This window comes from Bartonella sp. AP57NXGY (genome assembly GCF_042195805.1).
Lineage (GTDB): Bacteria > Pseudomonadota > Alphaproteobacteria > Rhizobiales > Rhizobiaceae > Bartonella.
In genome coordinates this window covers 1-13,321 of sequence record NZ_JBHIOZ010000042.1, presented here as the reverse complement: position 1 = coordinate 13,321, position 13,321 = coordinate 1, and the positions used below count along the sequence as shown (strand labels likewise).

Below are 13,321 nucleotides of genomic sequence, written 5' to 3'. Positions count from 1 at the left end.
CGTAAATGGTATAACGGTAAATGTGAATAGTATAACAGTAAAGCTCTCATGAAATAATATAAACTTTGAATAATATAAAAATCTATAAAATGCTATCATCTTTATACTTATGAAAGAGCAAGTCACAATCATCGTACGCTTGCTTCCAATGTTTATTATAGTTCTTGGCATTTGCTAAGGTTCATAAGAAGTCTTTTTCTTTCAGCGTATTTTATCAACACATCAGGGCGTTGTTTGTGATGTGCAAGCAAGTGATTTTAATTTATTCAACATGGAATAGATTTGAAATGTGATGATTATGAAAGAGAAGAGCTGCATTTAAAAGGTTGAAAACGAGAGAAAGATCGTAAACAAAAATTGTACCTTGATTATAAAATGATTGTTTCTCTGTTTTTATACCAGTAGCACATGTAAAGTCGCGATATTAAGAGCAAACTGTGTTATGGAATGAAATAATCTGTAAGAAGATGCTGTGAAAATTCTGAAAATATCAATGGGGGGAGCGTTAAGCATTATGCATTGGATAATATTTTGATTTATAGATGATAATCTATCGTTATTCAACTTGAATTAGATTCCTTAATACTGGAAATTTTTTCATTCCAAATCTGTTTCGTGGTGAATTAACCAAAACAACGTCTTTTGCAGTTACAAGCAGGGAGCTCCCATGCGCAGAGAAATTGTACAAGAAAGGCCATCCAAATCTGTTTCGTGGTGAATTAACCAAAACAACGTCTTTTGCAGTTACAAGCAGGGAGCTCCCATGCGCAGAGAAATTGTACAAGAAAGGCCATGCTTTATGAACCGTCTCAAGTGCCAAGGGTATCAGAACATAAGGGGTTAGAAAAATATGTGATGGTGCTGGCTTGCTTCTTTTATTAAGCGTAAAGATGGAAAGTGCTCAATGGATTTTATACATGTCATGGAAGATTTATCATTATACCATTGATGGGCCGCGGTGCGAAATAGGCTTGGGTGCACTTAAGAGATATTTCTTTAAAACAAGCGCGTAAATATGCGATTGAAGACGTATCGAACTGATTGGCTAAGAAACTCTTGAAAAGGTTCAAAAAATCTTATATAGTCGTTCATTGCAAAGAAAAGCGAATGATAATTTAAAAAAGGAAGATTGATGGCTGTTTAGCTATTTGAAGATGTCTTTTTTTATATTGCTGTATGGCTGATCTGTTCAAAAGAACATTCTTTTTGTGTTTTATGCGAAATACTGCATGTGTGCAGAAAGAGCATGGGAGAGGGGGTGTCCTTTTGAATGGGTGCAAACTGATCTTGTTGGGCGCCATCTTATGGGGCGCTGGAAGGTATACAAGTTTAAGTGCAGAGAGAGCCATAAGGTTATGGAGGGTAAAGTGCTTCTATCAGTAAAATGCTGAAATTTTTAATGGGCTTACGTCTTTATATGCTGCAAGATAGACTGCGGTTTTTTGTCGGCAGATATTTTTTGTGGCTGAAGTTCTCGTGAAAGCATTGTTATTTTCTGTTGAAGATGAGCTCGTGATAAAATCGGCAAAGATAAAATCGGCAAGGCGAAATAGACAGAGCAAATATGGAAGTTTCGATATTGCTGTAAGGTTTAAGTCTATAGCGTTTTTATGGACTAGTATAGCCGCAATGATGGTTTTGGAGCAAAGCAAGAAAAATATTTGAGAGAACGCGTTGAAAGTTGAAGTGGTATACGCTTTGAAGGATTGTCGTGCTGTTGTTTGAGCAATGTTTGCACCACGAGCTTGGTTGAGTGTATCAGCATTGAAGAGAACCTGTTTAGTCTCCCTCATTTGAAAGTAAGATTGAACAATAGTGTTGAAGGGGAAGTAAAAATGTCTGTAGTGCAATATGGTGATGATAGTTTTGCGGCAAAAGCAAAAGTTCTTGATAACAACCTTATTGATCGTGATTGGGCGATGACAAAATTTGTTGCTGCTGTTAAAGGATTAGCTCAAGTTGTTGATTATGAAAGCAATATGCTAGAGAGCAGTGGTGTTCCAGATTACGAAGAAATAAATTTGCGTAAAATACGTGGTTTGCGTGATCTTAATAAATCCATGAGTGATGTGAAGCGCTATATGAATCAAGATATTGAGCATGAGGTTGAAAGTTTGTTGTCTGATTTACAAGAAAAATTACAGCGTAATAGTGAATTACTTCAAACACATTTAAATGCAGTTAATGATCTTTCTAGAGCTATACAACTATCTGGACGTGCAAAAGAAATAGAGGAATGATCAAATCTGCTTAATACGGGCTGTTCTAAGTCATGACAATGATTAGGTAGGGCAGTTGATTTGGATAAATAGTGCGTTTAGTGAGTAGACGTGTTTTAAGTGCATTTTGGTATTTAAATTATTATCCTGATGTACTGTAAAACGCTGTTCTTAAAACAATGTCTTTTAAGGTGTCGTGATGTGAACCGCATGCGGTGAGAAGCTGGCTAGAAGAGAATTCAGAGAAGGCGGATTATTTACAGAGAATTGTTTGCAGACTAAGTCAGTAGGGAGCTTCATTTTTTAGTTTAGGGAGAGGCGCGATCAAGAGAATATTTAGACCAGCCTGTGATGCCTTAAAAACAGCTTCCTTGGGGCTGTGGTAATGTAAGGTTTATAATTGAGTCTTTTGCTTGCATTTAGCAGATCTGGCGGCGACTTACTCTTCCTTGCTTTAAGGCAAAGTACTATCAGCGCTGGAGTGTTTCACGGCCGAGTTCGGGATGGGATCTGGTGCGTTCACTCCGCCATAACCACCAAGTCAGCAAAAAGCATGAATGATGAAGAGTATGTGATGAATATTGCCTATAAGCTTCATGGAAATATTGTCCTTTAAAGTGTGGTGATATGACGCGGTTCGTTGTTTAAATCTATATGCTTGAGATAAAAATTAAAGCGGTTTATTATTTCCTTCTGCTGTTTTTAGTTTTTGTATGTCAGATTGGAGAGAGCATCCAGATCTGAGTGGATATAGTGCGTATATCTTTGTTGGCGTAATATTTGAAATGGGGAGGCAATCTCATTGGGAAAGAATAAAGAGGTAGAAATCAGCTTCCCTCTGTTCCGCCGTTCTTTAATTTAGCTTTATGTCTTTCAAAAGTATCTAAAGCACTATCTGTTAAATAATGAAGATTCCGCATTGTTTCACGCTTTTTTTATTGTGTTTTTTACTGCGGGCATGTCCTTCATGCACGACAAAATACTCAAAATAGAATGGATTTGTTATTCCTAATTCACGGCCTTGTTTTAAAGAGATATCTAAGCTCTCAAGTCTATTTCGTGATGGTGTTTGTGGGGCGGCGCAACGACATCTTTGATGCAACGGTGCTTGTGAATGGTATAATAAGAAAGTTCCCATGGAAATAATATAAAATCTATAGGGCGCGACCATCTTTATGCTTAATAAAAGAGCAAGTTGATATTGTTATATTTTTCAACACTGTCATATTCTTTGTTTGATCCCAATGTTGCTACAGCCCTTGGCACTTGAGATAGTTCATTAGAGGCATTTTTAATCCTTTCTTAATAGTTTTTTATCCCTATGGCTCTTCCCCCTTGTCACTTGTAAGAGATATGGTTTTTGTTGATTCAACATGGAACAGGTCTAAAATGAAAGAATCTGACGATATTCTGGATTCTCATTTAACATGGAAAACAATTAATTGTCTTTATAAATCAATATCTTGTCTTATAATGGAGCTGCTGTAGCATTGAGATTTTAGAGGAAAAACTTGCCTTTAAGAATTTATACCAGATACTAGTCTTTATAGCAGGTATATTAAATGTACATCATCTAAAATAAATGGAGCGTCCACAGCGAAGAAGGGGCTGACTTTTTTTAAATCGGCATAAATGCTTATTCTGTTGTGCTGTAAAAACATCATCGCTTGAGGTGTGGTGATAATATAAGACATAAAATTTTATGCATGGGGTATTTTGATGAGAGAATGTTATGGTATTTAGTTTTTTATTCAATATGCAAAAGAAATATTATAAGTCAAAATCTTCTTTGATGTGATAATGATTTTTGAGAATTAAAAAATATATAAATTTAAATAAAAAAGCAGCACTTTGTGCTGCCTTTTTTATTTAAGTTAAAATTAACTTCTGCTTTAGAAACGATAACGTATTCCGCCAGACAAATTGGTGCCAGATACACCGGCTTTTTGCAGTTTTTGCCGATAGCTGATATCGGCGTTTAGTACGATATTTTGAGAAAGATATGCATTCACCCCCATGCCTCCCTCAACTGAAGAGCCGGTAGGATCAACATGAAAGGTATCAGCAATTTTTATTGTTTTACCATCGCCAAAAGTTCTGATAACATTCATTTTACCATAGAAGGAAACAGCCTTGTTTTCTTCAACAGCCATTATCGTTTTTGTTAAACGTCCACCAAAACGGATCAACCATTGATGTGGATTGCCCATGTCTACTTTTAAGCCATTGGTATCTGAGAAAATATCAAACATGAGATTTTGATAAATGAATTGAGCTTGTGGTTCAAAGACCAGCCCTTTTGTATTGGTTGCTAATTTCTGACCAATGGTTGCAGATATATTAAGCATCTCGGTACCATCCAATTTGGCGGCATTCCCAACAAGAGCTGTGGTAATATTTCCTTTTAAGGTTCCGTAAGAAAGAAGTGTGTTTAGATATATACCATTGCTATGTTGGATGCTGCTGTAAGCGGCAAGAGACCATTTATCAAGAGTTGTCTTTTCAGAATCTTGCATCTTTTTTGGCGTAAAGGCAAGTTTTCCGTATGTTCCTAAAAGACCAAAATGTGTGCTTATGTCTTTACCTTCCAAGGCGGCTAATATGACACCTAGTTGTAAAGCAGTATAGTTTACATCAGCACCATAGCCATAATGTAATGGATCGCGGTTGGAAGATAAGGTGACTTTCTCGCCATAGGAAGAGAAAAAGATACCATTTTTTTTATTGTCTTTTGCCCCAAATACTGTTGTGCGCATATTGTCTAACAACGTGTTTTGATTGTTTACATCAGTAAATCCAGCAGAAAACAAAGTATTAGATATGGTTAAATAGTTTGCTACCTGTGGTAAAAGGGCTCGAACCTTTTTATCCTTATCAATGTAGGCATTCTGTAAGCGAAAATCCCAGAAATTACTGTTTTTACCAAAAAGATTTTGGCTCTCATGAGATGTTCCAGGTTTATAGCCTGTAAGTACATACTTATAAGGTTGTTTCCCTATTGTCATATAGTTTCCTGCTAACGTGAAGGAATTTTCATTTGCTTGTCCGGAAACTTGAATGATTGAAATCCCATGTGTCCCTAAAGGAAGTGAAGCCATCGTCTCTTCCCAAACAGCAGAGCTATCGGTTATTTTTTTATCTGTTTCTTGGAGATTGATGTGAACAACAGTACTCCCTGAGACATCACCATTAATCACAATGCGATCAGTCTGTTGCTCCGTGATAGGAGAATGTTTATCCCATTGAGTGTTTACATAAATTTCTGCAACACCTGTTGTACTATAAACCGCTGCTGTGTGGGTCGTTTCGTCTTCTTGCGAAAGATTAGGTCCTATAAACAGAGTTTGATAATGTCCCTCAATGGGCTTGTCAAACATAATGGCGCTGTTTGTAAGGTGCAATTCAGAAAGATTAGAGTATGATTTTTCATCAACACCAAACTGTCTATAGTCATTTAAAATATTATCATTATTTGTGGCATTTTTATTCGCCTTTAAAAGCCATTTCGTCCCCTCTTTTAGATCAAAAACTGTTCTATTATCTTTAGAAGTTCTTACCCGACCTTCTAAAGAAGAGTGGTCTGAAACTAATGTAATAGTGTTTGTGGAGGCACTTTCGTTCTTGATATTTTTTAATAAAATATCGGCATGGACTTCTGAATTTTTAAGGTTGACTTCTCCGTCTACGCCTGTTCCATAAAGGTTGATACCGCTACCATGTTCAACAAAAAGCTTTGTATTCTCTAGGATTACTTTATCTTTATTAGGAATAGCTTGTTCTTGAACGACATTGTTATTCCTTTCAGCATTGCGTGTATATCGTTTTCTAGGGGTATAGTATTGATTATTGCGGAAAATAATACCGTCTGCTTCATAATTTCCCGTGACGTGTACGCTTGAATCCTTAAGTTTGATTGTGCCCCTCATGTTTAGCAAACCAGCTGTTTCTGCTGTTGCAGTAATACCTGTAGCATCAATTTCTCCACCATCTGATACGCTTAGTGCAACAAAACGTGCATCAACTGTTCCTCCTATCATGTTGACTTTTGAATTATTTCCATCTGCATGTACAGCAAAACCATTGTCTTGAATTTTTTTGTTATGTAGCGTTATGGTCTTACCGTTTGTAGCCTCAACTCCAGAGCTTATATCCTCAATTTGTGTAGACTTTTCAGGTTGTTTTGTTGGTGATATTGGTTTTTCAAGCTCTGATTTTGCAGATATTTTTTGTGCAGATGAAGATTGCACTGGCGCTGGTTTTGCAGAGCTTGGTGGTACCAGTAATGCTGGGTTTTCAGTTTCTACTCTTAAAGATATTGGCTGTGCGAGTTCTGGTTCATTAGATGTTGGTATTTGCTCTGTTGTTGGTTTTGTAGGTTCCGTTCTTGTAGGTTCAGACTTTGTAAGTGCTGGTTGTAAATTCGGTGAAGGTTGTGTAGGTTCTGGCTGTGAAGACACAGCAGAATTCGATAGTGTTTTTTCGCTGGAAGAGTCTGCAGAAGAGGAGGGCGCCCCTGAACGTCTTCTAGATTTTGCTTCCATTCCTGTTGTTGAAGATTGTATAATAGGAGTGTTTTGTGTTGTAGGGTTAGATTGTACACCTTCTGTAACTTTAGTCTTTGGTGTTTGTGTACTTCCTTGACTAAGATCAGAGTTTTGTTTTGAAGAAGAAATTATATTTCCAGCTGAATTTCCTTCAAGTTGTGTTTTGGGAGGTAGAGTGCTTGTAGAAGTAGGCGTTGTAAGTTTACTTCCTGTAGAAATAGGGCTTGCGCTCGTTCTTGTGGAGCTAGGTGCTGTAGGGGGAAGGAGGCCATTAGGGGTTGAAGATGGATATGATGGCATAACTTGTCCGATTCCATCATATAGATCTTTATACGGATCAAAAACTCCGGATAGATTTATTTGTGACTTGACACGAGCAGGTTGTAGAGAAGAAGAATCTATCGTTGTTGATGGATTTGTACTATGAATAGCATAAGACATACTGGTGGAAGAACAAAACAGAACTCCGGAAACTGTGTATAGTAAGAAGCTTTTTTTCATATGGATGTATTCCTAAAATATTTCTCCCCTCTCTCATAAAAAATAAAACTTTGGCCTCATTATGTCTCTTTTGTAAGAGACAAAACGAAACATAATGAGAGCGCGTTATATTTCAAGATAGGAATACAAGTATTTTTAAAAGTGATAGCGCATTCCAGCGGCAATATTTATTGCAGAGATGCCAGCTTTTTTGAATTTATGTTGATAGCTGATATCACTATGAAGCTCTATATTTTGCGATAAGTGCGCCTGAATACCAAAACCACCTTCAATTAAAGATTCCATAGCAGCAAGCGAAAAGTTTTCACTAAAAGTTTTGATCATGTTCAGTTTTCCGTAGAAGGAAAGGGCATGGCCTTTGTTTTGTGTCAAACGTCCACCAATACGGAGCAACCATTGATGAGGTTTGCTTATGTCTATTTTAGAGTTATCGCCATCTGATTTAGAGTTATCGTCATCTGAGAAAGAGCTCTTATCTGATAAAGAACCAAGCATGAGACGTTGATAAACAAGTTGTGCTTGCGGTTCTAGGATTACACCTTCAAAACTGGTTGACAGTTTTTGACCAACAGTTGCAGCGGCTCCTAATGTTTTACTATTCTTCACTTTTGAGGTATGTTTGATGAGAGCTGTAGCGTGATTTTCTTTGAAAACTCCATAAGAGAGAAATGCACTTGCATAGATGCCACTGTCATGCTGAATATTTCCATATGCGGTGAGTGACCATTTATCAAACATATTTTTTTGAAAGCTCTCCTTGTTTTTAGGAGTAAAAGATAATTTCCCATATGTTCCGAAAAGACCAAAGTTGCTGCTGATATTTTGATCTTTTAGCGCTATTAATGTTGCTCCTGCTTGCAATGCAGCATAGCGAATATCTGCTTGGATACCATCTTGTTTTGCTTGAACCTTGGAAGAAAAGGTGCTTTTATTGCCATAAGAGGATAAGAAAACGCCTCTTTCTGGATGATCTTTGGGCTCAAACATTGTTATTTGCATATTGTCTAACAAGATATTTTGATTGTTGACATCACTAAACCCGACAGCAAACATCGCGATAGGCATGACTAAAGAGCTTTCTTCTTGTGGTGTAAGAATTGTGCTTTTTGCTGTCCCATTAAGAGAAGTAGAAGTTGCAGTTGCTTTATCATCATCTGTAAGTTTAGAGGTGCTCTCTGTAGCCGCGGTAGCAGTATTTCCAACCTTTGGGAGCAATTTCATATGCGCTTTTTCTGATGTATTAAGAGTCGTTTTTGATTCCGAGGAAGTGGTGTTTGTTTGGGGATCAATATCAGATTGCGAATTTTCATTTATTGTAGGCCGTGTAATTCCATGCTTTGTTCTTGTGGATGAAGTGCTCTTTGGAGGAGGGGATGTTTTTTCTTTTCTCTCCACGTTGGTTATTCCATCCGCGTTCAAAGTCTCTAATACTGCTTTGCGTAAAGTATTGGAAAGTTCCTTGTTTTGTCCTTGTAAGGCAGTATCCACTTGTGCCGCCTTATGTAATATTTCTGCTGTATTTTGCAGTTTGTGCCAATCACGATTGTCTTGGCTTACCCATTGTTGGTGTGCAGCATTAACACGCTGTTGGTTATCAGCTTCAAGGATTGCTGCCGCCTTTACGGCATCGGAAACTGCTTTGTCGTAGCCACGTAATAAATTTTCTCTTGTTTTTAATCGATTCTGACGTAATTGTTCAAGTTTTGCTCTGGCTTGCATCATGATTTGCATATCTTGATGGTGTTTGTTTGCCATGGCTTGGGCACGTATATTATCCATTTCACGGTTCACCACGTTTATATGAGCACCAGAACCATAACGACCTGCACCTGCAAAAGAGCTGTTAATCGTATCTCTTACACGATCCATATGATTTTCAAGTGCTTGGTTGAAGTGCGCATTATCTTCCATCATGGCGCCAGAGGCTATCTTTTCAAGATTTTTTTCTGCTTGTGTTGGTGTGTTTATTAAATCAATGGCATGGCGATATTGTTCAGGTAATTTCATAATCCCTTCAATGGCATGGCGTTCCTGGGGGCTTAGACCAGAGGCGGTGCTGGTAGATGTGAAGTTAAAAGAAGAAAAAAATAAAGCACAAGCGGCTGTACATAACAAAAGATTCTTATGCATAGAGATGTTCCTTAAGATATTTTCTTTATTTTGCTAAAAATGAACCACTTTTTGACACATTACGGTTTTTTGTAATGTAGTTAAGCAGCACTGTTTTCATCTCAGCGCTGCTTATGCGTCAAAATAGAGAGCTAAGATTTCTAAAAGCGATAACGCATTCCTCCGGAAAAATTAATTCCAGAGAACCCAGCTTTTTGAAGTTTATGTTGGTAATTAACGTCAGCATGAAGTGCGATATTTTTAGAAAGCTGCGCGTTAATGCCAAGCCCACCTTCAAGGGAAGAGCCCATAGAATCGAGATGGAAAGATTCCATAACATCGATAGTGCGCTCCTCACCAAAAGCTTTGATGACATTCAATTTACCATAAAAAGAAAGAACACGATCTTTTTCAATAGGAAGCATTGTTTTTGTTAAACGCCCTCCAATACGGACCAACCATTGATAAGGGGGCTTTATATTAACTTGGAAGCCATCAATATCTGAAAGAGTGCCAAAGGCAATATGTTGATAAATAAGTTGTGCTTGTGGTTCAAAAGACAGCCCTTCAACACCAGTTGCTAGTTTTTGTCCAACGGTAGCTGATATATTTAATGTATCCGTATTGTTTAATTCTGTGGTGTTGCCGATAAGGGCTGTTGTAATATGTCCGTTTAAAATGCCGTAGGAGAAAAGTGCATTAATATAGAGACCATTGTCATGGTGGAGATTCCCATATACCGTAAAGGACCATTTATCCAGTATGCTTTTGTCAGAACCTTCCATGTCCTTTGGCGTAAAAGCGAGCTTTCCATATGTGCCTAAAAGACCAAGATTCGCGGTTATATTTTGATTTTCTAACGTTGTTAATGTCATGCCTGCTTGTATAGCAGCATAGTGAACATTAGCACCATAACCATATTCCAATGGACTACGGCTGGAAGATAACGTCATCTTGTTGCCATAAGTCGATAAAAATATCCCTTTTTGTTTATGACCTTCTAATCCAAAAACTGTTGAGTGCATATTATCTAACAGTGTATTTTGATTGTTTATATCAGCCAAGCCAGAGGAGAATATTGCATTATGCATAACCAAATAGCTTGCCATTTGAGGAACAAGAGCTTTGATTTTTCCTTCATCATCAAGAGTCGCATTTTGTAGACGGAAATCCCAAAACTCTTCACTTTCTTGCAAGAGACTTTGCTGTTTGTCAGCTCTCCCACGGCTGGATGTTGGTCCATAGCCATTTAATACATATTTATAGGGCAATCCACCCATTGTAGTGTAGCCATTTGCCAGCGTGAAGGCGGCTTCCTCTGCTTTTCCAGACACCTGAACAAGTGAGAGACCACGCGCATTCAAAGGAATTGAAACTTCATCATTATCGAATGGTTCTGCACGCTTTGAAAGATTGTTGAAATAGATCGTTGTGGTGCCTGAGACATTACCATGAACGAGAACACGGTCAGTTTTTTGTTGTTCTTTTATAAGACCATTACTCCATTCGGTATTAAAGTAAATCCTTGCGTTGCCCAATGCATTGTAAACCGTTGTTGCATCGGAGCTTCTGTTTTGCTCTGCTTTCGCAGCTTCAGCTGTTGGCTGTTTTCCCACATGCAAGGTTTGATATTGATTGTCTGCTAGTTTATGCGGCGCATTAAATATAATAGAGCTATTATTAAGGTTCAATACTGAGACAATAGACTGTGCACGTTGTTTAATATCAGTGAGCAAGTATCCTTTAGAGCTGTCAAATTCTTTGTCTACTTCAAATTGACTAATCTTTAGGGACCACTTGCTGTTATTGTTGAGAGTAAAAATCGTTGTATTTTGAGGTAAAGTCTTTGCTCGTCCTTCTATAATCGAATTGTCAGCGCTTAATATAAAAGTGCGAGGATCGATATCTTTTGAGTTTTCTGGGATTTTATTTTTTAATAATATATCAGAACGAATTTCTGAACTTTTAAGTTCTACCTCAGCAACAGATTTTGCATAATCTGGTCCTAGAATACCAATACCATTTTCAACAAGAAGTTTTGTGTTGGTAAGAATTGCTTTATTGATAACTTTTTCGCCCTCTTTTACTTGGGAACTTGGGATGTAATCAAAAAGGATACCACGACTTTTGTGATGTCCGGAAACATTTATGATTGAATCTTCAATATGGATGATGCCGTTTGAAATTTCTAAACCACGGGAATTTGATTTTCCTACAGTTTTTTTAGCATGAATACGTCCACTTGTTGTTGCGGTAAATAAATTTGAGTCTGAACGCATTGTTGAATTTGTAATGGTGATAAAGGCTTTGTCATCAGCAACCACTGTTGTATATGCGCTGCGGATAAAAACGTTATTAAAGTTTTTTTCTTCTCCTGCTTTATCCGCACGAGCCATAACCATTGTAGGAGCTGATGTATTTGCATAAGTTGAACCGAAATGAGAAAAAATCAAAGTTCCAGCAATTGTACATAACAAAAAATTTTTCTTATAAATATATTTCTTACACATAGATATGCCTTTAGTATTTGGTATGCTTTGATGCTTACTTCATTCCCCTGATGGCGCAAGTACCCAGACAGTTTCTATATCATTATGTTTTTATTGTAAATAACAAAACGAAACATTGCGTCGTGTTCTTTATCGTTTAAAAAATGATTTTAGAAGAGCTTTTAAAATAGAGATTGCAGTTAGAAACTATGAATTGCAGAAAAGCTAGATTGATCAGTATTCCGTTTAAAAGTGTTAAGAAACAAAATATTTTGCAAGGATGTTTGTTGCTTAAGGCTGTTGTTATGGAAACTTTACAAAATTTTTGGAGAAGCTGTTGTTGTGTGCTTACAAAAAGCTTTTAATTGATTTTCTTACACAGAGAATTATTTATTATGTGTTTTAAAATACAAAAAATTTTATTAAAAGCATTTGATTTTTATAAATCAAAAAGGCAGCTCTCTTGAGAATTCAGTATTCATTTAGAGATAACAGATTTTATTACATTTGGTTTGAGTGAGATTAATTGGCTCAAGAAAGGTGGTAGAAAGAATAGTTGTTAACGGTTCTTTCCGATAGATTATAAAAAGGCAGCACATTTGCACTGCCTTTTATTAAAATGAATAGAATATAAATTGTTTTTTGCGTTTTCTTAAAACTGATAGCGTATTCCGCCTGAAAAGCTTGCTCCAGATATACCAGTTTTTTGAAGCTTATATTGATAGTTAACATCAGCATGAAGGGCGATATTTTGTGATAATTGTGCATTTACACCAAATCCACCTTCAAGGGCAGCTCCTATAGAATCAAGGTGGAATGGTTCACCAATCTGTATTGTACCATTGTTAGAAAAAGCTTTAACAACGTTTAGTTTACCATAGAAAGAAAGAATACCGCTGTTTTCAATAGAAAGCTTCGTTTGCGTTAAGCGTCCACCAACACGCACTAAGTATTGATAAGGATTTCCCATATCCACATCAAAGCCATCGACATCTGAGAGTGTGCCAAGCATGAGGCGTTGATAAACAAGTTGTGCTTGTGGTTCAAAGACCAATCCTTTCTTACTGGTTTCGAATTTTTGTCCAATGGTTGCTGATGCACTGAATGTATCAGCATTTTTCAATTCTGCAGTCTTTCCTATGAGAGCTGTGGTGATATCTCCCTTGAGCATTCCATAGGAGAAGAGCGCATGGATGTATATCCCATTATTATGGCGCAGCCCACTATATGCAGTAATTGACCATTTATTGAGTGTACTCTTGTCAGCACCTTCCATGTCTTTAGGGGTGAAAGCTAATTTCCCATATGTCCCCAAAAGACCGAAATTGGCGGTCATATTTTGATCTTCTAGAGCTGCTAATGTAATGCCTGCCTGTAAAGCTGCATAGTGAATATCGGCACCATAGCCATATTGTAATGGCGTACGGTGAGAGGATAATGTCATCTTATTTCCATAAGT

At 37.2% G+C, this 13,321-nt stretch carries 5 protein-coding genes and 1 rRNA gene; 1 reads left to right on the top strand and 5 read right to left on the bottom strand.

Features of this window, described 5'->3' with window-relative positions; all coding sequences use genetic code 11:
- The first annotated feature begins 1,835 nt into the window (after positions 1 to 1,835).
- Positions 1,836 to 2,240: a flagellar protein FlgN gene (locus tag ACFIL8_RS05650; RefSeq protein WP_273790974.1), complete on the top strand. Its 405-nt coding sequence runs from the start codon at positions 1,836 to 1,838 to the stop codon at positions 2,238 to 2,240.
- A 405-nt stretch (positions 2,241 to 2,645) separates the two neighbouring features.
- Here the strand turns inward: ACFIL8_RS05650 and rrf are convergent.
- The 5 genes from rrf to ACFIL8_RS05625 all read right to left on the bottom strand — a co-directional run.
- Positions 2,646 to 2,760, bottom strand: a 5S ribosomal RNA gene (gene rrf, locus ACFIL8_RS05645).
- Between the two features lie 1,351 nt (positions 2,761 to 4,111).
- Positions 4,112 to 7,264, bottom strand: coding sequence for an autotransporter outer membrane beta-barrel domain-containing protein (locus ACFIL8_RS05640; protein WP_375689101.1), 3,153 nt, complete (start codon positions 7,262 to 7,264; stop codon positions 4,112 to 4,114).
- Between the two features lie 135 nt (positions 7,265 to 7,399).
- Positions 7,400 to 9,394, bottom strand: coding sequence for an autotransporter outer membrane beta-barrel domain-containing protein (locus ACFIL8_RS05635; protein WP_375689099.1), 1,995 nt, complete (start codon positions 9,392 to 9,394; stop codon positions 7,400 to 7,402).
- A 140-nt stretch (positions 9,395 to 9,534) separates the two neighbouring features.
- Positions 9,535 to 11,883: an autotransporter outer membrane beta-barrel domain-containing protein gene (locus ACFIL8_RS05630; protein WP_375678070.1), complete on the bottom strand. Its 2,349-nt coding sequence runs from the start codon at positions 11,881 to 11,883 to the stop codon at positions 9,535 to 9,537.
- 631 nt (positions 11,884 to 12,514) lie between these two features.
- The coding region (locus tag ACFIL8_RS05625) for an autotransporter outer membrane beta-barrel domain-containing protein (RefSeq protein ID WP_375689097.1) at positions 12,515 to 13,321 on the bottom strand (807 nt) is incomplete at its 5' end.

What these genes read in the sequence shown, in the direction of transcription:
- ACFIL8_RS05650 (WP_273790974.1), top strand. Translation starts at nt 1,836, where the DNA reads ATGTCTGTAGTGCAATATGGTGATGATAGTTTTGCGGCAAAAGCAAAA.
- ACFIL8_RS05640 (WP_375689101.1), bottom strand. Translation starts at nt 7,264, where the DNA reads ATGAAAAAAAGCTTCTTACTATACACAGTTTCCGGAGTTCTGTTTTGT.
- ACFIL8_RS05635 (WP_375689099.1), bottom strand. Translation starts at nt 9,394, where the DNA reads ATGCATAAGAATCTTTTGTTATGTACAGCCGCTTGTGCTTTATTTTTT.
- ACFIL8_RS05630 (WP_375678070.1), bottom strand. Translation starts at nt 11,883, where the DNA reads ATGTGTAAGAAATATATTTATAAGAAAAATTTTTTGTTATGTACAATT.